20 protein-coding genes are annotated in these 23,435 nt (G+C 35.8%); 8 read left to right on the top strand and 12 right to left on the bottom strand.

The window, feature by feature from the left end; all coding sequences use genetic code 11:
• The first annotated feature begins 9 nt into the window (after positions 1-9).
• The 3 genes from ACN5J7_RS01045 (at position 10) to ACN5J7_RS01035 (ending at position 3,092) form a co-directional block, all read left to right on the top strand.
• Positions 10-1,119, top strand: a complete 1,110-nt coding sequence (locus ACN5J7_RS01045) for a hypothetical protein (RefSeq protein ID WP_418602318.1) — start codon at positions 10-12, stop codon at positions 1,117-1,119.
• Positions 1,120-1,201: 82 nt separating this feature from the next.
• On the top strand, positions 1,202-2,557 hold the full coding sequence (locus ACN5J7_RS01040; protein ID WP_418602317.1) for an Ig-like domain-containing protein: 1,356 nt from the start codon (positions 1,202-1,204) through the stop codon (positions 2,555-2,557).
• 97 nt (positions 2,558-2,654) lie between these two features.
• Positions 2,655-3,092 carry a hypothetical protein gene (locus tag ACN5J7_RS01035; protein ID WP_418602316.1) on the top strand — a complete coding sequence of 146 codons (438 nt, stop codon included), beginning with the start codon at positions 2,655-2,657 and terminating at the stop codon, positions 3,090-3,092.
• A gap of 76 nt (positions 3,093-3,168) precedes the next feature.
• Here the strand turns inward: ACN5J7_RS01035 and ACN5J7_RS01030 are convergent, their stop codons facing one another.
• The gene (locus ACN5J7_RS01030) at positions 3,169-4,221 is read right to left on the bottom strand and encodes an endonuclease/exonuclease/phosphatase family protein (RefSeq protein ID WP_418602315.1); all 1,053 of its coding nucleotides are present in this window, start codon (positions 4,219-4,221) and stop codon (positions 3,169-3,171) included.
• Between the two features lie 120 nt (positions 4,222-4,341).
• Here ACN5J7_RS01030 and ACN5J7_RS01025 point away from each other — a divergent pair, with 120 nt between their 5' ends.
• From ACN5J7_RS01025 to ACN5J7_RS01015, 3 genes are read left to right on the top strand one after another with little or no spacing between them, the layout of a single operon-like run.
• A complete protein-coding gene (locus ACN5J7_RS01025; protein WP_418602313.1) occupies positions 4,342-7,146 on the top strand; it encodes a carboxypeptidase regulatory-like domain-containing protein in 2,805 nt (934 codons plus the stop codon).
• A gap of 11 nt (positions 7,147-7,157) precedes the next feature.
• Complete coding sequence (locus tag ACN5J7_RS01020) at positions 7,158-8,603, top strand: DUF5689 domain-containing protein (protein ID WP_418602312.1); 1,446 nt, start codon at positions 7,158-7,160, stop codon at positions 8,601-8,603.
• Between the two features lie 43 nt (positions 8,604-8,646).
• On the top strand, positions 8,647-9,024 hold the full coding sequence (locus ACN5J7_RS01015; protein ID WP_418602311.1) for a hypothetical protein: 378 nt from the start codon (positions 8,647-8,649) through the stop codon (positions 9,022-9,024).
• A 12-nt stretch (positions 9,025-9,036) separates the two neighbouring features.
• Here ACN5J7_RS01015 and ACN5J7_RS01010 read toward each other — a convergent pair whose 3' ends face one another.
• Entirely contained in the window at positions 9,037-9,696 is a 660-nt protein-coding gene (locus ACN5J7_RS01010; protein ID WP_418602310.1) for a helix-turn-helix domain-containing protein, read from the bottom strand.
• 130 nt (positions 9,697-9,826) lie between these two features.
• Complete coding sequence (locus ACN5J7_RS01005; RefSeq protein WP_418602309.1) at positions 9,827-10,795, bottom strand: endonuclease; 969 nt, start codon at positions 10,793-10,795, stop codon at positions 9,827-9,829.
• Between the two features lie 50 nt (positions 10,796-10,845).
• Here ACN5J7_RS01005 and hflX point away from each other — a divergent pair, with 50 nt between their 5' ends.
• Positions 10,846-12,060 carry a GTPase HflX gene (hflX, locus tag ACN5J7_RS01000; RefSeq protein ID WP_418602308.1) on the top strand — a complete coding sequence of 405 codons (1,215 nt, stop codon included), beginning with the start codon at positions 10,846-10,848 and terminating at the stop codon, positions 12,058-12,060.
• 15 nt (positions 12,061-12,075) lie between these two features.
• Positions 12,076-14,331 carry a penicillin-binding protein 1A gene (locus ACN5J7_RS00995; protein WP_418602307.1) on the top strand — a complete coding sequence of 752 codons (2,256 nt, stop codon included), beginning with the start codon at positions 12,076-12,078 and terminating at the stop codon, positions 14,329-14,331.
• A gap of 79 nt (positions 14,332-14,410) precedes the next feature.
• Here ACN5J7_RS00995 and ACN5J7_RS00990 read toward each other — a convergent pair whose 3' ends face one another.
• The 9 genes from ACN5J7_RS00990 to ACN5J7_RS00950 all read right to left on the bottom strand — a co-directional run bounded on the left by ACN5J7_RS00990 (position 14,411) and on the right by ACN5J7_RS00950 (position 23,341).
• Positions 14,411-14,566 (bottom strand): hypothetical protein, encoded by a 156-nt coding sequence (locus tag ACN5J7_RS00990; RefSeq protein WP_311936809.1) that lies wholly within the window; start codon positions 14,564-14,566, stop codon positions 14,411-14,413.
• Positions 14,567-14,610: 44 nt separating this feature from the next.
• Positions 14,611-15,861, bottom strand: coding sequence for a YaiO family outer membrane beta-barrel protein (locus ACN5J7_RS00985; RefSeq protein WP_418602306.1), 1,251 nt, complete (start codon positions 15,859-15,861; stop codon positions 14,611-14,613).
• 15 nt (positions 15,862-15,876) lie between these two features.
• Positions 15,877-18,297, bottom strand: coding sequence for a sulfatase-like hydrolase/transferase (locus ACN5J7_RS00980; RefSeq protein ID WP_418602304.1), 2,421 nt, complete (start codon positions 18,295-18,297; stop codon positions 15,877-15,879).
• 35 nt (positions 18,298-18,332) lie between these two features.
• Positions 18,333-19,760 carry a glycosyltransferase family 2 protein gene (locus ACN5J7_RS00975; protein ID WP_418602303.1) on the bottom strand — a complete coding sequence of 476 codons (1,428 nt, stop codon included), beginning with the start codon at positions 19,758-19,760 and terminating at the stop codon, positions 18,333-18,335.
• Positions 19,753-20,856: a HEAT repeat domain-containing protein gene (locus ACN5J7_RS00970; protein WP_418602302.1), complete on the bottom strand. Its 1,104-nt coding sequence runs from the start codon at positions 20,854-20,856 to the stop codon at positions 19,753-19,755. The genes ACN5J7_RS00975 and ACN5J7_RS00970 overlap by 8 nt, the downstream gene beginning before the upstream one ends.
• Before the next feature lie 3 nt (positions 20,857-20,859).
• On the bottom strand, positions 20,860-21,225 hold the full coding sequence (locus tag ACN5J7_RS00965; protein WP_311936796.1) for a response regulator: 366 nt from the start codon (positions 21,223-21,225) through the stop codon (positions 20,860-20,862).
• Positions 21,226-21,438: 213 nt separating this feature from the next.
• Positions 21,439-22,368, bottom strand: coding sequence for a DUF3078 domain-containing protein (locus ACN5J7_RS00960; protein ID WP_311936794.1), 930 nt, complete (start codon positions 22,366-22,368; stop codon positions 21,439-21,441).
• Between the two features lie 77 nt (positions 22,369-22,445).
• Positions 22,446-22,952 (bottom strand): DUF2480 family protein, encoded by a 507-nt coding sequence (locus ACN5J7_RS00955; RefSeq protein WP_418602300.1) that lies wholly within the window; start codon positions 22,950-22,952, stop codon positions 22,446-22,448.
• A gap of 62 nt (positions 22,953-23,014) precedes the next feature.
• A complete protein-coding gene (locus ACN5J7_RS00950) occupies positions 23,015-23,341 on the bottom strand; it encodes a DUF59 domain-containing protein (protein WP_311936788.1) in 327 nt (108 codons plus the stop codon).
• Positions 23,342-23,435: the final 94 nt, after the last annotated feature.

The raw sequence follows: 23,435 nt of genomic DNA, 5'->3' as shown, positions 1-23,435 counted from the left end.
ACTTTGAAAATGAAAAAAATAATTTATTTAATGGTAGTATTAGGAGTAACCCTTACGGGTTGTAATCCTATGGAAGACATCTATAACGACATAGATGCAACAGTAGACCCTATAGTTGGTGATGCTGTTATAACCTTATCGGACGAGGACTATGATGAGCTTGAATTGAATTTTGGGAATTTTAATTCTGTAGATGATGCAAAATCAATGTTGCCTAGCTTTTTATCAGATAAATATCCAGTATGGGGAGCAGGCTCTACGGCTTTGGTAACTTTTAAATGGTACAATCCCATTGAAACTTACGAAGCAGCTGTTTACGAATTATCGGATGCAGAACATAATGCCATTACCGGTACAACTTACGGTAACTTTGATGAAAGTGGGCACATCTATGATTATTTAGACGCTACGTATCCAAATCCAGAAGAAGGCGACTTTGTTTCTTTAAGATATCGTTTTTATAACGGAGGTGAAATGACATTAACCGATGGTTTTGCTTTTGAAAATGGATCTTGGGTAAAATTCACAGGGTTTACTGAAGACCAATATAATGCCATGGGTGAAGGCTTTCCTAACTTTTCTAGTGAAGATGAGGCCAACCAAAAAATTCCAATTGCATTATTAGACGTCTATAAATTCAACCCAAAGAGTGCTGGAGATATCGTTTTATCAATGTATGAATTATATGTTGGTGGCGGTGTAACAGAAAGTTATACAGCGGCCTATATTTTTGATGGTGAAGCATTTTCGGCTTACAACAATGTAGCAGAAGAAACAGTGCAATTTGGACATGATGGAACAACCTGGGTTCCAGACAATACCATTAAGTACACATTCACTAGTGCTGATGTTGATTTTATTTCCAATGCCCTTATGGCAACATATCCTGGACCTGCAGATAATGTTGGCTTCTTTGGAAGTTTTGACAGAAGAGAAAGCAGTAGCAATTACTGGAGTGATGCCATGCTTTTAGAAGCATTTAACTTACTGTTGGATAACAAACACCCTAGTGCCGAAGAAGGACAAAAATACGTGCTTACTTACATTATTTATAACGGCTCTACAACTAACGAAACAAAAAGCGTTATTAAAACTGGAGGCGTTTGGGTTTATCAATAATATTGTATATTGTTAAAGAAAAAAAACCATCTCAATCGAGGTGGTTTTTTTTCCTCAAAAAATTAATACATTTATTAATATTATGAAAAAAATCTGTTTATTATTACTTGTTGTCTTAGCCTTTTCCAATTGTAGCTCAAGTGGCAACGATGCGCCACCACCAACCCCAACACCAACTGATGATGGTAAGCCCGTAGCTGTGAACGACACAGCAACAACTGTGGAAGATGCCAAACTAATTATAGGCAACCTTTTGGATAACGATACCGTAGTTGATAATGCAAGAATAACCTCTTTTGATACCGCATCAACAAACGGCGGAACTATTGAAGACAATAGAGACGGAACCTATACCTACACACCGGCAAATAATTTTGTAGGCACCGATACCTTTACTTATACACTTTGTGACGATGATGATCCTAAAAACTGTTCTACCGCAACCGTTACAATAACGGTAACCGACGAAGGCAATCCCACAGCAGAAGACGATGCCATTAATGTCCTGGAAAATAGCACGAAAATAATTTCAACGCTTTTGGATAACGATGTCGTTATCGATGGTGCAGTATTAACTTCTGTTGATAACACCTCAACGCAAGGTACGGTGGTTTTAAATACCGATGGCACCATTAGCTATACACCTCCAACCGATTTTACTGGTTCAGATAGTTTTGTGTATACCATTTGTGATGACGATACACCAACTAATTCTTGCGATTCGGCAACCGTTACCATTACGGTACTTGCCGCTATAAACTTTAACATTCCTGCAGAACTGGTAGACTACTATTCTGGAGTAATATTTTCGGAAGACACCGATTTAATGTTTACGGAATTAGATGAACTAACAAAAGAAAAGCATACCACAATACTGTCTTATGGCCAAAGACACCAATATTTATACAATGCCGATGAAGACGAAAACAATGCGGATAATGTTATTTTGATGTACTCCGGGGAAAGCAGATATTGGGAAGAATATACCTCGGGAACAAATTCATATTCGCCGCAAACTTTTAATACCGAACATATTTATCCACAGTCTAGACTTGAAGCCAATGATGCCGTAACTGATTTGCATCATTTAAGAGCCTGCGATGCAACTGTAAATAGCAATAGACTTAATTATCCTTTTACAGACGGAACCGGTTCTTACGCATTGGGAACAGAAGAATGGTTTCCTGGTGATGACTGGAAAGGGGATGTCGCCCGTATGGTTATGTACCTAAATATAAGATATGGTGAAACTTTTGAAAAGGTAGGCACTCTGGAATTATTTATTAAATGGAACATTGAAGATCCGGTCTCGACGTTCGAAGAGCAGCGAAATAACATTATTTATGCCGCTCAAGGCAACAGAAATCCATTTATAGACAACCCGTATTTGGCAACACTGGTTTGGGGTGGCAATGATGCCGAAAACAAGTGGAATTAAAAACCCATAAACTCTAAAAAAACCGCTACCAACAAAGCGGTTTTTTTAGGTCTTTTATTATTACTTTTGCTATAATCAAATTTCAAAAAATTAAATTATGTATACTACGCTTTTAAATTTGCACTCCTATTGGGCTTATCTTGTTTTATTGGTTTTAATTATTGCTGCGGTTAATGCCCTATTTAAAACATTCGGTGATAAAGAATATACAGCCATAGATTTCAGAATATCGCTTTTTACATTAATCGTATCCCATATTCAATTATTAATTGGATTGATACTCTATTTTGTATCGCCAAGATTTGAATTATGGAGCGAATTGGGAGGTAAAGTTATGAGCAATTCCGTAGCACGCTTATTCCTTGTTGAGCATCCTTTTGTAAATATTATAGCAGTTGCTTTAATTACCATAGGCTATTCCAAACATAAAAAGAAACTAACATCGGCTTCTAAATTAAAAACAATAGCTGTTTTTTATACCATTGCCCTCGTGTTATTTTTATCAAGAATTCCGTGGAATACGTGGATGGGTTAAACACAAAAACAACCATTATATTACAAAACCTGACAGATTTTAAACCCTTGTCAGGTTTTCTGTTTTATGAAGATTTTTAATCTGCAACTTCTTTGATTATATATACATAAACAGGAAAGTGATCGCTAAAACCGTCGGTAAACGTCCCATTGGAAAAACTTCTTTTCGGATACCCTTTATATTGCCCACGGTTATTTATCAAATAATTTTTATTGAAAATGCCCGCTTTATAAAATCGGAATGACGAATAATCTTTTTCCAACAAAGGTTTGGTCATCAAAATTTGATCGAACAAACTCCATGTATCTCGGTACGCATTCGAACCCAATCCTTTTTTATAAAACCCTTCAAACGGATTATAAATCCCTTTTAACCCTACTTTTTTTCTGTCTTTTTTAGCTTTCAAAATACCTTTAACACTTTCGTTGGTTGGGTTGTCGTTTAAATCGCCCATAATAAATATTTTAGCATAAGGATTTATGGCTTGTACCGAATCTATTAAATGCTTACTCAATTTTGCGGCTGCAACTCGTTTGGGTCTGCTTCTCGCCTCCCCGCCTCGTCTAGATGGCCAATGGTTTACAATAACATGAATCACATCGCCATCTAAATTACCGGTTACTAAAAGTTGGTCTCTGGTATAAACCCGTTGTTTACCGGTATCGTCATAAATTTTTAGTGCATGGCTACTTGTATGCGTGGGTGTAAATATTTTTTTTTGAAACAATAAAGCCACATCAATGCCTCGTGTATCTGGCGAGTTGTAATGCACAATACCGTAATCTTTTTCAAGTAATAACGAATCGTTTACCACATCTTCAAGCACTTCTCTGTTTTCAACCTCAGAAACTCCAATAATTGCGGGGGCGTTATTTGCAATATCAGCACCAATATCTGCAATTACTCGGGCCATATTTTTTACTTTCTTTTTATAAATGGCAGAACGATTGGTTTTTAGTTCCATCATCGGGCTAAATTCATCAAATTTATTCGGGTCGTTTATAGTGTCAAATAAATTTTCTAAATTGTAGAAGGCTACAGTGTGGATTTTGAATTTTTTTTCTTGAGCATTTGCAGTCCAAATAAGCCCAAAAAATAAAATAGAAATGCTAAGTTTAATAATACTCATTTTTAATAACAAACTAACGGATTGCATTAGCTATAATACAAAACCTAAGCCAAAGTTATTCTAAATGAATTAAATTATTTTTAGATGTTTCTATGTCTAATCATTTGTTTCTAAATAGATATGAAGAAAATTGTACTGTTTTTTTTATTTGGATTTATTACAGTTTCATTAAGCTTTGGGCAACAAACAAGTATAAAAGGCAGCGTTTTGGATGCCATTTCTTTTGAACCCATTTCTAATGTCACCATTACTATTGAAGCAACCAAACAAACCGCGCAAACCAATGCTTTGGGCGAATTTGTTTTTGCTTTAAATGTGCCCTTGGGCGAACAGGTTTTAAGGATTTCCAAAATAGGATACATTACCAAAAGGTATCCCATAGTTGTAAATGAAAACAAAACGGTAAACATTACGGGCATGACTTTAGAAACGGAAGCCTCCAGAAACCAGGATTTATTTACCATTACACTTAGCGATGACGAATTGAACGATGATACCAGTGGCGCCGATAATATTTCGGGCTTGTTGGCATCGTCATTAGACATATTTCAACGTACCGCGGCATTCGAGTTTAGTGCATCCTTTTTTAGATTGAGAGGTTTGGATTCTAACCACAGCTCCGTTCTAATCAATGGTATTGAAATGAACAAAACCTATAACGGACGACCGCAATGGAGCAATTGGGGCGGAATAAACGATGTGTTGAGAAACCAAGAATTGGCAGCGGGATTAACGCCATCAAACTATAATTTTGGCGGTGTTTTGGGCAGTACAAATATAAACACGAGAGCCTCAGAAGCGCGGTCTGGCGGCCGTATAACCTACTCGTCTTCAAACCGTAGTTACACCAATCGGTTTATGGCAACCTATGCTTCGGGTTTATTAAAAAACAATTGGGCCTATACCATTTCGGTTGGGCGACGCTGGGGAAACCAAGGCTATCAAGAAGCGACGCATTATAATTCAAATTCGTTTTTCACTTCCGTGGAAAAAAAAATCAGCGATACCCATAGTTTAAACCTTACGGCCGTTTACACACCCAATCGTCGCGGTAAATCGTCTCCCAATACACAAGAAATTTATGATTTAAAGGGCATAAAGTATAATGAATATTGGGGTTGGCAAAACGGTGAAAAACGCAACAGTAGAATTAAAGAAGTTAACGAACCCATAATCATGTTAAACCATTATTGGGATTTCAATAGCAAAACCCATTTAAATACTAACATAGGTTACCAATTTGGAAAACTGAGCAATAGCCGATTGGATTATAATGGCACCGATTTGGTTAATGGCTTTCCCCAAGGCGGTGGCGCAAACCCAAGTCCGGCCTATTACCAAAAGCTCCCAAGCTATTTTGAAAGAAACTTTCCTAACGATTTGCAGTTTGCCTACTTAGCCTTAAATAAATTTTTGGATGATGGCCAAATAGACTGGAACGCCATGTACAGCACCAATATCAATAATGCCCAACAAGGCGGCAATGCTATTTATGCCTTGTATGAAGATCGGGTTGATGATTCGCAACTTACCCTAAATTCTATTTTAAATACCCAATTAAACGAGCATACCACCTTAAATGCGGCCCTAAATTATAAAACTTTAAAGTCTGAAAACTTTGCCCAGGTTTTAGATCTTTTAGGTGCATCAACCTATTTGGATATCGATGGTTTTGCCACAACTATCGAAGAAGCACAAAACAACTTGTTAAACCCCAATCGCGTGGTAAGTCAAGGCGACACCTTTAAATACCATTACAATATACTGGCGAGCGAATTGAGTGCCTATGCGCAGGCGCAATTCAAATTTAAAAAGACCGATTTTTATGTGTCTGCAAGTGTAAAGAACACCCAATACCAAAGAGACGGCAAGTACCAAAATGGTGGGTTTCCAGATAATTCCTTGGGCAAAGGCGACAAATTAAACTTCACAGGTTTTGGTGCCAAAGGAGGTCTTACCTATAAACTTACAGGAAAACATGTATTTGATGCCAATGCGGGTTTCATTTCCAGAGCGCCTTCCATACAAAACACCTATTCAAATTCAAGGGAAAACCATAATATAGTGCCTAATATTTCCGAAGAAAATATAATGAGTGTCGATGGCAGTTATATTTTCAGATCGTCCATAATAAAAGCAAAACTAACGGGCTATTTTACTAAGATAACCGATGCCAGCGAAATATCATTCTATTTTGCCGATGGCGTAGGAGGCGATAATACAGCCTTTGTTCAAGAGATTTTACAAGGCATAGATAAAAAGCATTTGGGAATTGAAGCAGGTATTGAAGCCCAAGTAACCCCAACCATAAAATTGAAAGGCGTGGCATCGGTTGGCCAATTTACGTATGCCAATAATCCAGATTTATTTTTATCGACAGAACCCGACGACGAATCTGTTGCCGCTGGTTTTATTAATGGATTTAAAGGTTTTGGACAGTCCAATTTAAAAAATTACAAACTGGCTTCGGGACCGCAACATGCGTATTCGGTGGGCTTTGATTATCGCGACCCCGATTTTTGGTGGTTTGGCGCTACGGTGAATTTTTTCGCCAACACCTATGTGGATGTCAATCCCTTAACTCGATCCTCAAATTTTACAACAGATTTTGATGGGAATGTTTTTAATGATTACGATGAAGATTTAGCACGAACCTTATTAAAGCAAGAACGTTTTGATGATTATATGGTTATAAATTTGGTCGGTGGAAAATCGTGGAAGCTCGGTAAATACTATGTGGGGCTTTTTGCAAGCGTTAATAATCTTTTAGACGAAACCTACAAAACCGGTGGTTTCGAGCAAGGTAGAAATGCCAATTACAGAGAGTTAAGGGATGATAAAGCGTTGGACAAACCCGTTTTCGGATCGAAATACTGGTACGGCCGTGGCACGACCTATTTCTTAAATTTGAATCTTAGATTTTAAAAAAGTTAATTATGAAAAAAAATAGCAAAATCAGAATACTTTTAAGTGTTGTTTTAATGCTTTTGGTTATATCGGCTTGTGTAAAAGACGACGATTACAGTGTACCCAATATTTCGGTGACCGAACCCCAAATTCCGCAAGATAAAATAACCACATTTAAAGCCATTAAATCGCTTTACGAACAGGCCGAAAACAATGGGAATTCAACCGTTGTTATCGATGACGACACCGATTTATATATTGTAGGCTATGTGATTTCTTCGGATAAATCCGGTAACTTTTTTAAAGAACTCATCATTCAAAATAAAACAGATGACAGCAGTCCGGATAACGACCCGAGGTTGGGTTTTAAGATTGATATCAATGTGAGTAGTTTATCAGACACCTATCAATTCGGACAAAAAGTTTACGTAAAACTAACGGGGTTAACCGTTGGCGAAAGCAATGGCGTTTTAACCATTGGAAAAGGCGATGCCGTAAGTGTGAAACAGATACAAGCTGCCGAGTATAAAGATGTGGTAATTAGAAGTAACGACATCGCAACAATAACCCCAAAAATTGCCGATTTATCAGAATTAAATGCATGGGATAAAAACACCTTAATTCAATTAATTAACATGCAACTAAACCGGTTTGAATTGGGCGCCACTTATGCCAGTGAATCGTTCGACGAGTTTGATGGGCACCGTTTGCTGGAAAGCTGCGACTCCGGTATTTCCATGATTTTACAAACCAGTACGTTTGCCGATTTTAAATCGCTAATTGTTCCGCAGGGAAAAGGTTCCGTTACCGGTATTTTTAGTAGGGATTTTGGCGACGATTTTAATGTGTTAATCATCAACAGCACCCAAGATATAAATTTTGATAGCGATCCCCGTTGCGACCCAATGGAATTGAATTGCGGTTTGGCATCAACCGTTGGCTCAGGAAATTTATTTATGGAAGATTTCGAATCTCAAAAAAACAATAAACCCATTGAAATTGACGGTTGGACCAATTATATTGAAGCAGGCACAGTAGCTTGGGAAGGCTATTCGTCAACATCGTCCAATGCTTCTTTGGGGCGTTCTGCGAGGTTTCAACCCGCCAGTTCCGGAGACGATAGTAGCATTGGTTGGTTAATTACACCGGCTATTGATTTAGATGCTTATGAGGGCGTTACGCTGCGTTTTAAAACATCAAATAGTTTAGCCGATAGTAGTTTTATGGAAGTGTTATATTCACTGGATTGGAATGGTAATGAAGCTAATATTACCACGGCAACTTGGGGCGTGCTGTCTGCGGCTTATGTGGTAAAGGATACCGATTCGTTTGTGCCCTGGTTTAATTCCGGAACTGTCGATTTATCATGCGCAACCGGCACCATGCACGTCGCATTTAAATACACGGGCAGCGGACAGGATACTTTTGATGGGGTTTACGAATTGGATGATATTAGCGTAGATTATGTTGAGTAATTAAAATAGCATAAAGTCATTAAGAAAACATTAAATTCGCCAAATGACAGTTTTCGACCAATTTTACTACGCAATATTTTCGTTTTATAAAAAGCGATACAAACAAAAGGCAAATACTGTGGCGCTGGTTTATGTAACTATACTTCAAATAAGTTTAGCGTTTCTTTTAGGTTGTTTTTTTGCCGCCTTTTTTAATAAAATGCATGCCGATACGATGTCGAGCACGAGCGCCTGGACATTATTTATTTTGGTTTCCATTGGTATCCATTTTAAAAACTGGATACAATACACGGGTAAAAGACGCATGATGATAAACGCAAAAATGATTAAAAAGAAAAAACCACAAACCAATATTTGGCTGCTTTGGGTTTTACCCTGTGTTGTTTTAGGATTGGCTTATGTTGTGTTTCAGGCTGTTTAGTTGCCATCTCAATTAAACTTTAGAATTTTTATCTACAACAACAGTTTTAGTTAGTTTATCATACAAGTTTTGATTTTTTTCATCCCATAAAATCCATATAATAGGTATAATAAAGAAGCTGAAAACACCCTTTAAGAGCTCTCGAATAGCTCCATCTGATGCTTTATTAAAATCCTTTCCTGTTTCACTAGATATTACTTTTAAACCAAAAATGAGATGTCCTAAATTACCAGTAAATATCGGATAAAAAATAGCTCCTACAATTAAACCAAAAATTGCAGCAAATTGAATACCAATAGGGTTGCTATCTATATTATGGAATTCTTCTAATGAAGATAAAGTATAAAGAGTATATGGAATAAAAATAATAACGCTAAATATTAAAGTTTCTATAAGATTAGCTAAAAAACGAGTTCCTTTTGTTGCCAATGTGTATCCATGTATTAAGTTATTGGCTGTATAGTTAGTCTCATTTTTAATATTCAATAAGTCTTCAACGTTAATATCTAATACTTCACAAATTAAAATTAACGTTTTTCCACGTGGTTCGTTTTCATCATTTTCAATTCGTTGTATTGTTCTTAAATTTACTTTAGACAACTCCGCTAGTTCTTCTTGTGTAAGACCTTTTGCTTTTCTACGTTCACTAATTTTATTTCCTATTATGCTCATGTTATTTTTAATTTAATTCACTTCAAAGTTATACATGAATGTATTTTTTGATAGCGGTTTATTTACGACATTCTTACGGCATTTACCCGCAAATTCATATTGTCGTGTTTGAATTACTGGGTGTAAACTATCACTTCTTAAAAACAGCATATACCGGAAAATGGTCGCTGTAACCGCCTTGATATTTTTTGCCAATATAAGTTCTAAAAGGCGAGCCTTTAAATTTGCCGTTAAAAAGCTTTAAAAAATCTTCATCAAAAATATTGGCCGTGTAATATTCGAACAGTTTATCAGAAGTTTTAAAAAAATTGGTCGATATTAAAACTTGGTCAAACAAGTTCCACTGTCTACGGTGATAAGAGCTACCCCGACTGTACGAGCGCAATGTTTCCATAGGATTAAACAAATTAAACCCGTTAACCAACTGCTTTATGCTATGGCTATGCGGGTCGTCGTTAAAATCGCCAATTACAATAATTTTAGCGTTTTCATTGTCTAATCGTAACGTTGTAATAATCTCGCCAACTTTGGCTGAAGACGCCATGCGTTTAAATTCGGTTTCCTTTTCGCCTTCCCGTCTCGACGACCAATGATTCACGATAACATGTACAAGCTCGCCATCAAGTAAACCCGACACCAACAATATATCTCTGGTATAATCAGGAAAACCATCGACGTTAGTCAATTGAATGGTAAACGTTTCAGAATGGGTCACTTTAAAAGCCGTAGCATCGTAAAGTAAGGCCACATCAATCCCGCGTTCGTCCAAAGAATTGTAATGCACATACTTATAATTGCAGTTTTCCAAATGTTTCGAGGCTATTAAATCTTCAATAACCTTTGCGTTTTCAACCTCGCATAATCCCACAATAGCAGGCTGTTTCCCTGTTTCTTTTCGTCCTATATTCGAAATGGCAAACCCCAGTTTTCTAAGCTTGTTTTTGTAGCGTTTCGGTGTCCATTTTTTAACCGATGTCGGTAAAAAATCGTTATCGTTGGTATGTCTATCTTCGTTTAAATCGAATAGATTTTCAAGATTATAAAATGCAACCGTCTGCATATCGTCTCTAATCGGTAGGTCTTCAAAAGTGTCTAACATACTTCAAAAATAGAAAAAATAAAATGCTTGTAATTACGTAACTTTGCATTATGATAGAAGAGAAAGACCTCAGCTTAGAACGTGCCGTTTTAATTGGCATTATTACTAAAGATCAAGATGAAGAAAAATCTAAAGAATATTTAGACGAGCTTGAATTTTTAACCTTTACCGCCGGCGGCGATGTTATAAAACGCTTCACCCAAAAAATGGATATGCCAAATCCAAAGACCTTTATAGGCAGTGGAAAAATGGAAAATGTGCGCGAATTTATTGAAGAAAACGATATTGGCACCGCTATTTTTGATGATGAATTATCGGCCGCCCAAGAACGAAACATAAGTAAAATACTTAATGTAAAAGTATTGGATCGAACCAATTTAATACTCGATATTTTTGCACAACGCGCCCAAACCAGTTACGCCAGAACGCAGGTAGAACTGGCCCAATGCGAATATTTACTGCCACGATTAAGAGGGATGTGGACCCACCTTGAACGCCAAAAAGGGGGTATTGGCATGCGAGGACCGGGTGAAACCGAAATAGAAACCGACAGACGTATTGTACGCGATAAAATAGCACTTTTAAAAAAACGTATAGAAACCATTGATAAACAAATGGCCGTACAGCGCGGTAACCGTGGTAAAATGGTAAGAGTGGCATTGGTGGGCTACACCAATGTGGGCAAATCCACACTCATGAACGTGATAAGCAAAAGCGACGTATTTGCCGAAAACAAACTGTTTGCCACACTGGATACCACGGTTAGAAAAGTGGTTATTCAAAATCTGCCTTTTTTGTTAACCGATACGGTTGGGTTTATCAGGAAGTTGCCAACGCAATTGGTTGATAGTTTTAAAAGCACACTGGATGAAGTTAGGGAAGCCGATTTATTATTGCATGTGGTAGATATTTCGCATCCCAATTTTGAAGAACATATTGAATCGGTAAATAAAATTTTAGGTGAAATAAATAGCAGCGATAAACCCATTATAAAGGTGTTTAATAAAATTGACGCTTACAAGCCAGAACCTTTTGACCCAACAGATTTGGAAATCGAACGCAGCTCTGAGCACTACTCGTTGGAAGAATGGAAAAAAACGTGGATGAACAAATTAGGCGACAACGCCCTGTTTATTTCGGCACTAAACAAAGAGAATTTAGAAGATTTCAAAAAACGTGTTTACGATGAGGTTCGCGACATTCACGTAACGCGTTTCCCTTACAACCATTTTTTATATCCGGATTACGACGATATACAGCAATAAACCAGACTGTTTGGAATGAAACGTATAAGATTGGTACTAAAAAACAGATGGGTTAGGTGGTCTTTAATGGCAGCGGCAAGCATCGTCCTTTTTTTTACAATCATTTATGTTAGTGTATTTTTAGGAGCTTTTGGAAAACTTCCTACGGAACAGGATTTAGGTTCCATCAAACAAGCCGAGGCTACGCAAGTGCTGGATGCCAACGGTAAATTGATTGGGAAATATTACATTTATGACAGGCAGCCATTGAATTTTAAAGATTTCCCCCAGCATCTTATCGATGCGCTTATAGCTACCGAAGATGTGCGGTTTTATGAACACGACGGAATCGATAACGTAAGCTTAATGCGCGTGTTTGTTAAAAACATCATTTTTCAGGATAAATCTGCTGGTGGTGGCAGCACCATTACGTTGCAATTGGCAAAAAATCTTTTTGGGCGTAAAAAATATTTCGCTTTTAGCATGTTAATTAACAAGTTTAAAGAGTCGATTATTTCTAAACGCATTGAAACTATTTATACAAAAGAAGATATTCTTACGCTTTACCTTAATACGGTACCTTTCCCAGATAACACTTATGGCGTTGAAAGCGCTGCACGAAAGTTTTTTAACAAACCAGCTTCAAAATTATCTTACTCAGAAGCCGCCACTTTGGTTGGTACTTTAAAAGCAACCACCTATTTTAATCCACGGATTAATTTAGAGCGCAGTCAATCACGACGCGATGTTGTGTTTCAGCAAATGCTTAAATATGAATACATCTCGCAAGACTCTTTAGAGGCTTATACCAATCAAAATATTGTTTTAAATTATAAATCTTTTAATCACGATGTAGGGTTGGCACCTTATTTTCGTGCCCAAGTAAAAAAAGAGTTAACTGCTATTTTAGACACGCTAAAAAAACCAGACGGCAGTGTTTATGATTTGTATAAGGATGGCTTAAAAGTACACACAACATTAGATTCTACCATGCAATCTTTTGCTGAAAAAGCCATGCGCGAATACCTTATGGATTTGCAAAGTGTGCACGAAAAATCTTTTGGAAAAACAGCGCCGTGGAACTCTAATAAAGCCATTATCCAAGCTGCCATTAAAAACTTGCCTAAATATAAGTCCTTACAAAAAGCGGGATTAACTGAAGCTCAAATTTTAGATTCGCTTTCCGTAAAACGAAAAACAGAAATGTTTAATTGGATGGGCGATACCATTCAAAATATATCGGCAATAGATAGTTTAAAGCATTATTTAAAATTTTTAAACACAGGAATGCTTTCTATTGCCCCAAAAACCGGTGCTATAAAAGCCTATGTTGGCGGTATTGATTATAGGTTTTTTAAATACGACCATGTGTCGCAAAGCGAACGTCAGGTTGGTTCTACCTTTAAACCTTTTGTTTACACTGCCGCAATTGAAAATGGCATGAAACCGTGTACCTATTTTTCGTTACAAGAAGTCACTTACACTAATTTTGATGATTGGACGCCAACCAACTCCGGTGTAAAAGAAGAAGATCCGCACCTCAATTATAATTTAGAAATGGCTTTGAGCAATTCCGTTAACACCATAGCTGTAAAAGTTTTAAATGAAGTTGGTATTGATAATGTTGTACAGCAAATAGAAAAATTAGGCATTAGTAAAGCACTTCCTAAAGAACCTTCGCTGGCTTTGGGCGTAGCAGAAATAAACCTAAAAGCACTTACAGGAGCTTATGCTAGTTATGTAAACAACAGCAAAGGCGTTAAACCGTATGCGATAACAAAAATTGAAGATAAAGCAGGTCATATTATTGCCGCATTCGAACCACAAATTATAGAAAAACCTGCTTATAGCAATTATACAAGGCAGGTGATGCTACAAATAATGAAATCTACCGTTAATAGCGGAACAGCCTCTAGATTGCGATCAACCTATAATTTAAAAAACGAAATAGCAGGCAAAACAGGAACCACGCAAAACAATAAAGACGGTTGGTTTGTGGGTATTACCCCTAATTTAGTAACCGTTACTTGGGTTGGGAACGATAACCATAGCATTGGATTTAAATCTACAAGCCTTGGGCAAGGTGCAAATTCTGCATTACCTATTTTTGCTAAATTTTATCAGAAATTAAATGCCGATACGCATTTTAATAGTATTACGAAAAGCAATTTTGAAACACCTTCACAAGAGGTTATTAGTGATTTAGACTGTAATCCGGAAAAACGAGATGGGTTTTTTAAAAGGCTTTTTGGAAGAAAACATAAAAAGAAGAAGTTTAAAGGTGATGAATAAAAAAGAAGCTGTATAAAAAGTCAATTTCTACTCTAAATGTCACATTGAGCGCAGTCGAAATGTTTTGGTTTTCAGAATATTAAAACTTATAATTAAGTCCGAACACCCAATACGATTGTAGTTTGTTATCGGTATCTTTTAATTGCGCATTCGCACTCCCTGGTTGACTTTGTTGGTAGTTAAACGCTTCTTGTTTATTTTGCCTTAAACCAAAATCGAACCCAACGCCAATCATTTTTCATATCCGACTTACAATGATGAAGAAATGGAATGATGGTTTTATTTAAATTTCATATTCCAAGATAATCCCACATCAAAAATCCAAAAATACGAACCCGGGTTGAAACTAACCTCTTGATGCACAATGCCACTTCTTATGCCCCATGCATTTTTGTTGTTCTTCGATGTGAAAAAGTAGCCTAAATTTAATTTTTGGGATTTAAGGTTTATGATGGCGTTTTCATTGCCTTCAAATTCGAATCTGTAAATTTCGGGAGAAAAACCCATGCCCGCATCAATGCTAAAATAGTTATCGGAATTAATTCTATACTTTCTGTAATTAAGGGTTCCTGACATGCTCGCGCCAGAATCGCCAGGGGTAATGTAGGTTCTAAACGACCAATAATCATTACCGGTGTACCAACCTACAGAACCCGTATAAATGGTTGTGGTTTGCGAGTATTTTAAGGCTCTTAATCCGAGTGATGCCTCAAAACTTTTTGGTAAAGATTTGTATAGTTCGAATCCGTAGCGAATATCTGGAAACAGTGATGAACCGGATACGCCAACATTTAAATAAGCGTATAAACCTTTGGTTATTTTTGGATATAAATCAACTTCAAATTGTACACCATTTGAAGCAAACCTTCTGTTAAAATTAACTTTACCATGAATACTACCATATTTTGTTTGTCTTGAATATTTAAATAGATAATACTGCATGGGGTCGAATACTTCTGAATATATCTCGACCGACGACCGTAACCCTATGGTGTTTAAACTTAATTTATCAACTAAACTGGTTTTAAAGGATTGTGCTTTTTCATGGTTTGGATTTGTTTTTAGCAATGCCTCAATGGTTTGTAAGGCTTCGTTTTGCTCGTTGGTACCCTCTTGGGCACTCGCTTTTAAGTATAATAAATCCGGGTTGTTAGGAAAATAGGTTAATGCCTCGTTCGCCATTTTTAGGGCACTAAAAGGCACTTCGCTATACAACTCATTTTTAATGGCAGCCTCCCAAGTACCCAATCTATTGGAATCTTTTTTTAGAACATACTCAAAAGCTTCTCTTGCTTTTTTATATTCTCCATCCCAAGAATACGTGCTTCCTAAAAAGTCTCTGATATCGTGATAATCGGGATACTTTGTTAAAATCAACAACAAGGTGTCTTGTGCTTGCTTTCGTGCATTGTTAAATGCTAATTCCCGAGCTACTTCAAAAGCTCTGTCGGGGTCACCCTTAAAAACATTTTGCTGGCTAAATGCGCCAAAACTGATAAGAAATATTAATATATAATTGAGGTTTTTCATGATTTGAAACGGCCTTTACTGTAAGGTTTTTTTAAACGTTAAATAATTGGTGTTATTGGGGTGTTTATTAATAATACTATCCATTAATTTAATGGCTTGTTTGGTGTTTTGGTTTCTTAAATACGCTTGGGCCATTTTAAAACTAAGCTCTGGTTCTTTTATTTTATTTTTTATAGCTTTTTTAAATATAGCTTCAGATTTGTGCTCTTGACCAGACCACCAATACATATCTAAAAGCGCTAAATAGCTATCGTAATAAAAAGGCGATCTTTTAACAACATTCAATAATTCGGCTTCGGCTTTTTCAAAATACCCATCCCATGCTAAAGTTCTGCCTTTTAATGTGCGGGCATCAGCATGATTGGGAAGCTCGTTTAAAATATAATCGCATAACAATCGTGCCTTTTCACGTTCTTTATTAAAAGCTTTTTCTCTGGCTATTTCAAATGTTTCATCTAAAGATAATTTATTCGCCATAGCTTTTATTGATGCCAATTGCGCTTCAGAAAAATCGATTCGGGATTTCATGTATATATTTAGTGAATCGGGGAAAATCTTATTTTGCTGAGTTACATAAGCATTCATTTTTTTAAATGACATCAATGAATCTGACAGTTGGTTAATCAATACCTCATCGTCGATTATAGACGTATTAAAATTCTCTTTTATTTTGAACAATTCACCATCAGAATACAAATAATCTTGATACATATAATCGTTAATGCTTCCTTTGTAACGCATTAATGGAATTTTATGAATGTTTCTAAACTGCCGTGCCGTATCTAAGCCTTCGCCCATCCAAGCGGTTTCTTCTAAATTATTGAGCTTGTAGTTTTTCGCCAAAAAAGCAAGTATACTTGGTGCAACATCCCAGTGTGAAGACACAGATTTAAACCTTTCGGCTTTCTTTAAAAGAGGACTGTAAATATATAAAGGCACATGAAATCGACACAGTTTGTCTTTTTGTGAAATCGGAATTAGTCTGTGATCGCCTGTAATAATAAAAATAGTATTGTTGTAATCTTTACGTTTTGCATAGGCCGTCATAAAATCTTTGATAGACGCATCAGTGTAGTTTAAAGTGGCGTAAATATCTTTATGATTTAAAACCTCTTCTTTTGATATTTTTAGGTTTTTATTAGCGCTTAAAATACTGTCTACCTTTAACTCGTGAAGTTCTTTATTAGGGAATTTAAAAGGCTCGTGATTAGAAAGCGTCATGATTATATCTAATCGCGGTTGTTTTTTATCATCTAAAGAAGCTAAGGTTTTCTTGAAAATTTCGGCATCTGGATAGCCCCACGAAAAGCCACCGGAATTAGTTTCGGTTTTTATGTATTCCTGCTCGTATTTACTCTCGTCAACAATGTTTTCAATCTCGTTATATTCAAGAAAATTAATTTTTTTATCAAATCCAGATCGATCTCCAGAGTAATAAGAAGTCGTGTATCCATTAGCTTTTAAAACACTAATTAATGATATATGGGATGGTGTTTGAGGCACTTCCATAAAACCAGTGTCTCCAAAAGGCAATGACCCTAACAAAGAAGGTAGAACACCAAAGGTTCGCCCTGTGGTGCTTACAAAATGGTCCCAGTACAAAGATTTTGAAATTAAACCGTCTAAATATGGCGTAAAGCCACCGTAGGTTCTATGGCCAATAAATTCAGTACCCAAACCTTCTACAATTAAAACTACAATATTGGGCTTCTCTTCCTTCATGTTGAAGAATGGTGACAACACATCTTTAGACGTATGAAATGGTTTTAATAAAGGGTAATCGTTCCTGTTAAAAGCAGTTGTGCTGAGGTTGATTTTTTCACTCTGATATTTTATGATATCGGCCGTTAAATACGCTATTTTATTTTGATTTTTTTTGTTAGAAGTATTGTTGTACGATATTAACATGGCACTGCCAAATAGCACGATAAGTATAATGCCTCCGCCGGTTAACTTACGTTTGCTGACAAACTTTTCGATTAATTTGAAAAACAAAATCAGCAATATGGGAAATAAAATATACGGTATAAAATAGGTGACAGACAAGGACTCTGAAGCAGAAACGGTTTTATAAATATCATCAAAAGAATAGCCTAAAAGATCGGCACCTAAATTTAAAAGTGTTGTTACACTGTATTTTACAAGCGAAAACTGTATGATTATTATGATTACAAACAGGGCTTTGATAATATTAAGCGCATATTTTTTTGATAAATAATGAAGTAATAGATATACCGGAAACAATAAGATACCAACAATTAAAGCCACCCAAAAATCATTAATGAACTTAAAAAAAATCGTATTAAATAAAGTGTCGTGGGCAGTGGTTTTTAAAGACAAAGCTTCAAAAAGACTGATACACCAGAACACTCCAATTAAAGATAAGGTTGCACATGCGTACCCATAAAAATCCTTATTCTTAAAGTTAAACTTCATACCTACTTTATAATTAAATTTATCGGGATTAGACTTTAGCCTGTTAATCCTTTACGCGTCATTTTACCCCATTTTTTATTTTTGTTAAAATAGTAATCAATATTACCTCTTACAGCCGCATACAATATAAATGGGTGTAAAATAAACGGTTCAATAGCGCTTAATAATACAAGTTTTATGCCCATGCCTTTCTTCTTATATTGGTGAAATGATAATTCTTCAGAATACAATGCAAGGATTGATAGCAATACAGAAAATAAATAGGCCAATAAAAAGAAGGATAAGGCATACTCCCAACGTACGGCATTTAAAAACAATAATATTATAAAATATACAAGGCCAACAACCTCTATAACGGGCGCTAAACGCTCAAATATTAACCAATACGGATAGCTAATCATTCCAAAAGACCCATATTTGGGATTAAACGCTATTTTTCGATGTTTTCTCATGGTTTCAATAGTACCTCGAGTCCATCTGTTTCTTTGTGATATAAAATCTTTATAGTTATCGGGTGCTTCCGTCCAACATAAAGGATCGGGAATATATGATACTTTGTACTTTCTGTTACTTTCTTCCATGTAGCGTCGCATCCGCACTACAATTTCCATATCTTCCCCTACGGTATTGGTATCGTAACCGCCAACCTCTATCGCAATTTTTTTCTCAAATATGCCAAAAGCTCCCGAAATTACCAATAATCCGTTTAGTCTACTCCATGCCATTCTGCCCAGTAAAAATGAACGAATGTATTCTAATATTTGAGATTGAACAAGCAAATTTTTAGGAAGATTTACGTCTAATAATTTACCGCCGCTAATGGTACAAGAGTTTGCAATGCGAATTACACCTCCAGATGCAATAACCGTGGTTTCGGTTTCTTCAAGAAACGGTTTTATCATTTTCTGTAAAGCGTCTTCTAACAACAAACAATCTACATCTATACAAGCTACATATTTACTATTGCTTATATTAAGTCCCATATTTAAGGCATCGGCTTTACCACCGTTTTCTTTATCGACTACTATTAACTTTTCAAAAGCAGGATTTTTAGATTTAAAAACACCAGCCCGAAGTGGTTCGGTTTGTAGCTTTTCATTTATTAAAAACTCCGCTTTTTCTAAATCGTAAGCGGCAATTAATTTCTCTAAACTATCATCGGTACTCCCATCGTTTACAATAATAACATCGTAATTAGCATAATGATTGGACAACAACGACCGTACATTTTCAACCACATTAAGACTTTCGTTATAAGCTGGAGCTATAATACTTATTGACGGTGAAATGGAAGACGATAGAATATCTTTATAATTTATAAAGCTCTTTTTTTTAAGATACTGTGTGGTTTCTTTTGCAGAAATTACAGATAGTATAATGTATGATACTATGGCTAAAAAAGCGAAAGCAAAAAACAAATAATGAAATATTTGAATAATGATTTGTGCCGTAGTATTATCCATTATTTACAAATTTATACATGTCAAACTTATCCTTGTTTGTTGCCAATTCTTTTAACCCTAAAAACTTATCAAGGTTAATGGACTTTAATATTTTAAGCGCTAATAGTTGTATTTCAAAGTCTTTGTGAAACAGGTGTTTTTCAATAAAAGGCTCATCCGTTGGGACCACTAATTTTTCTAACATCTCAAAAAAGCAAAGCTGCTCTTCAATACTTAATTCGTTAAAATTGGTTTTTAATACCTCTTTAGCTTCGATACCGTATAAACTTGTTAAAACTTCTATGGTACAAATTCTAATGTCTTGGTTTTCATGTGAAAGCAAATCAATTAGTACATCTTTTACTTCAAATTGATTGTAAACCTTAGCGAGTTTTAAGGCAAATAAAACAACCGTATGGTTTGACGATTTTAACCAAGGCTTAATGTCGCAGATATCTTGTTTATCAAACCGTTGCAATATTCCGAGAATTTGCAATTGATCCCATTCCGATAGTGGGGTTTTTATTTTGTTTAAAAACATGAGGCCGTCAAACTGAAATAAACTCACAAAATACAAATGTGCTTCTTTACGAACTTCACGCACAGGATGTGTAATTAATGGCATTATTTCGTTTTGTATCTCAACAACCTGAAACCTCCTAAGTTCTCCGATAGCTTTTGAAATGATATGCCATTTTTTAGTTTTTAAACCCTTTAAGGCAAACTCAAATAAACCGGTTTTAAAATAAAATATTTTTGCGGCTTCAGACATTTCACCAGAAACCTCACTCATTAATTTATAAAGAATTAAAACAATAATTTTTCTTCTCGATTTAATGGTTGCTTCTTTCTTTAATCTTGAAATTATAGATAATTGATTCTCCGTTAAATGTTCTGTACTGCTTCCAGAATACAGGTATTCTACCAATAAAGTTTCGTATTCACTTTTAAGGGTTTTAATTTCGTTATCCTTTATTCTTAAATGTAACCGAATGAGCCGTAGATAAAGGATTAGTATTATTATGAGCAAAGCTAAAATACCACTAAACCACAAAGTAGATTTAACCAAAAATGGAAAATCTTCAATATAATTGAAAATGTAGTTTAGGCTATCCATCTTCTAATTAATTAGTCTATTGACTCTAATCATTAATTCGTTTGGACTAAAAGGTTTTCCCATAAAATCGTTGGCACCTAAACTGAAAGCTTTTAAAACCATTTCTTCTTGACCTGCAGACGAGAATACAATTATAGGTGTGTTCGAATCCAGTTTAATTCGTACATGACTAATAACCTCTAAACCGCTAACAAACGGCATCATAATATCGGTTATTATTAAATCTGGTTTTTCGGTTTCAATGAGTTCCAAAGCTTGCTTCCCGTTTACTGCAGATAGTAAATGGTATCCCTCTTTTTCTAGACGGAATTTTAATAGCATTGATAGTGTAGAGTTATCCTCTGCTAGTATTATTTTCTTGGTGGCCATAAGTAGTTAATAAAGTTGGGAGCTTAATTGGGGGCAATATAAATAAAATTATCGATTAAATACAAATAAAACAGATAAAATGCATTAATCTCAATTTTTGAAAGAAATTTATTTAGGTTACAATATTTGCATATATGCTTAAAAATGAAGTTTATAAACAAAAAAAGACTATCTAACAGATAGCCTTTTTGCGTGGTATATTTTTTAAATGGTCTAAAACTTATAATTAAGTCCGAACACCCAATACGATTGTAGTTTGTTATCGGTATCTTTTAACTGTGCATTTGTACTTCCTGGTTGACTTTGTTGGTAGTTAAACGCTTCTTGTTTGTTTTGTCTTAAACCCAAATCAAAACCAACACCAATCATTTTCCATAAGGTATATCCAAAAGAGTTCGTCCAGGTCCAGTTCGATAGATCTCCAGATTTATAACTTTGGAACATCGATAAATTGGTTTTGAAACTTACAGCATCAATTTGTCGCGTATAATCAACAAGGATTTTAGCACCCATAGACGACTCAAAATCTATAACCGAATTGCTGCTAAACACAAAGTTGTAGTTTAATGGATGCACAACAACCACTAAATCTTTAGCCGGTGTCCAAGTGGCACCAACACCCAAATCCAAAAATCCGGGATCGTTAAAATTGCTTAAAATGGTTGTTCTGTATTCGGCTAAACCGGAAATCGCGAATTTTTCGCTTAGTTTGTGCCCGTATAACGAGTTGATATTAAAAACATCGGTAGCTTCCCTAAATTTATCGCTATCCGTTGGGTCGTCTTTGTCATCCAATTTTACCCAAGATAAGTTTACGTTTGCCGCATTTCTCCAAAAGAATTTATCCTGATTTAAGTTTGCAAAAGCATTAACCGTAAAGCCAATGTTTCCGGAATTATTATTGGGTGTGCCTTGAGCGTACCAGTTTTTAAAACTGGAAATGCTTCCGCCAATGGTACCAAAAGCCCCTTTTTTCCAACCGGGCAGTGCATCAATTTGCCCTTGAATGGCATTAACGCGCCCTTGAATGGCTGCAATAGAATCTTTTTTTTCCTTTTGAGTTGCTTTTAACTCCTCTAAAGTTTGAGCGTTTATAGAAATTATTCCAATAAGAAAAGTAAAAAATAATAGCGTTTTTTTCATTTTAATTGTGGTTAAATTATATGTTGTTACATGTTTAGACACCAACTTATTAGTTTAAGTCACAACAAAAGTAAATCTTATTTTTTTTTGAATAAAGGCACCGAAGAACAGGCTTCGCCATACATAATAGATTTAGCCACTGGTTTTAGTTTAGTCGCCAACATAATATACGCGTTTTGCGGCACTGGTTTTTTAGAGCAGCCTTTAATAATAATAGGTTTGTCTGCGTATTCCGAAACATCGAGTGATTTAAGAACATCTTGATAGATGGAAGTTTCTAAATTCTCAAGATTACCGATAATAGTCTTTTTAGCAAAAGGCTCTAAATGAAAACTTAAAAGCATAAACGCCCAAGCCGGAACAATGGCATCGGTACTGCAAGTTAACGCCACATAGCTGCCTTGATATTGCGACCAATCGTGTTCTGAGGCTTTTTGCCTAAAATCTTTTTCGCGCAAAACGAAACCTTCAAACAACCAATCTTTGATATCAAAAAGCACACGTTTGCCATCGGGATAATAATCCTCAAGGTTAACGGTTATTAACTTGCTATTCGCTACGCGATTTATAATTTCGTCTTTCAAAAAAGTAGGCGTTAAATTGTTTAATGTTAAACTGAAAACTGAGACTGAGACTGCAACCTAAATTACAGCATGCCCAATTCCAACTTCGCTTCCTCGCTCATTAAATCTTGGGTCCATGGCGGATCGAAAGTGATTTCAACCTCGGCAGATTTTACCTCGTCCAACGATTTTACTTTTTCCTCAACCTCCAAAGGCAAGGTTTCTGCAACAGGGCAGTTTGGCGTGGTTAATGTCATTAAAATTTTAACGTCGTAATCTTCGTTTACAAATACATCGTAAATTAATCCAAGTTCGTAAATATCAACAGGGATTTCCGGATCGTAAATTGTTTTTATAACATTTACTATTTTTTCGCCTAAGGCGTTTGTGTCTATTGTTGTATCGCTCATAATAACTAATTTTTTTGTCATTCCCACAAAGGTAGGAATCTTATTAAGTGGATTCCCGATGTCTCGGGAATGACAGTTTATTTGAAACCAAAAG

It is taken from the genome of Hwangdonia sp. (genome assembly GCF_048381975.1).
GTDB lineage: Bacteria > Bacteroidota > Bacteroidia > Flavobacteriales > Flavobacteriaceae > Hwangdonia > Hwangdonia seohaensis.
The sequence above is the reverse complement of the archived record's forward strand: the minus strand, read 5'-3'. Positions and strand labels throughout refer to the sequence as shown.

Coding starts and splice junctions, on each gene's coding strand:
- ACN5J7_RS01045 (WP_418602318.1), top strand. CDS start 10: ATGAAAAAAATAATTTATTTAATGGTAGTATTAGGAGTAACCCTTACG.
- ACN5J7_RS01040 (WP_418602317.1), top strand. CDS start 1,202: ATGAAAAAAATCTGTTTATTATTACTTGTTGTCTTAGCCTTTTCCAAT.
- ACN5J7_RS01035 (WP_418602316.1), top strand. CDS start 2,655: ATGTATACTACGCTTTTAAATTTGCACTCCTATTGGGCTTATCTTGTT.
- ACN5J7_RS01030 (WP_418602315.1), bottom strand. CDS start 4,221: ATGAGTATTATTAAACTTAGCATTTCTATTTTATTTTTTGGGCTTATT.
- ACN5J7_RS01025 (WP_418602313.1), top strand. CDS start 4,342: ATGAAGAAAATTGTACTGTTTTTTTTATTTGGATTTATTACAGTTTCA.
- ACN5J7_RS01020 (WP_418602312.1), top strand. CDS start 7,158: ATGAAAAAAAATAGCAAAATCAGAATACTTTTAAGTGTTGTTTTAATG.
- ACN5J7_RS01015 (WP_418602311.1), top strand. CDS start 8,647: ATGACAGTTTTCGACCAATTTTACTACGCAATATTTTCGTTTTATAAA.
- ACN5J7_RS01010 (WP_418602310.1), bottom strand. CDS start 9,696: ATGAGCATAATAGGAAATAAAATTAGTGAACGTAGAAAAGCAAAAGGT.
- ACN5J7_RS01005 (WP_418602309.1), bottom strand. CDS start 10,795: ATGTTAGACACTTTTGAAGACCTACCGATTAGAGACGATATGCAGACG.
- hflX (WP_418602308.1), top strand. CDS start 10,846: ATGATAGAAGAGAAAGACCTCAGCTTAGAACGTGCCGTTTTAATTGGC.
- ACN5J7_RS00995 (WP_418602307.1), top strand. CDS start 12,076: ATGAAACGTATAAGATTGGTACTAAAAAACAGATGGGTTAGGTGGTCT.
- ACN5J7_RS00990 (WP_311936809.1), bottom strand. CDS start 14,566: ATGATTGGCGTTGGGTTCGATTTTGGTTTAAGGCAAAATAAACAAGAA.
- ACN5J7_RS00985 (WP_418602306.1), bottom strand. CDS start 15,861: ATGAAAAACCTCAATTATATATTAATATTTCTTATCAGTTTTGGCGCA.
- ACN5J7_RS00980 (WP_418602304.1), bottom strand. CDS start 18,297: ATGAAGTTTAACTTTAAGAATAAGGATTTTTATGGGTACGCATGTGCA.
- ACN5J7_RS00975 (WP_418602303.1), bottom strand. CDS start 19,760: ATGGATAATACTACGGCACAAATCATTATTCAAATATTTCATTATTTG.
- ACN5J7_RS00970 (WP_418602302.1), bottom strand. CDS start 20,856: ATGGATAGCCTAAACTACATTTTCAATTATATTGAAGATTTTCCATTT.
- ACN5J7_RS00965 (WP_311936796.1), bottom strand. CDS start 21,225: ATGGCCACCAAGAAAATAATACTAGCAGAGGATAACTCTACACTATCA.
- ACN5J7_RS00960 (WP_311936794.1), bottom strand. CDS start 22,368: ATGAAAAAAACGCTATTATTTTTTACTTTTCTTATTGGAATAATTTCT.
- ACN5J7_RS00950 (WP_311936788.1), bottom strand. CDS start 23,341: ATGAGCGATACAACAATAGACACAAACGCCTTAGGCGAAAAAATAGTA.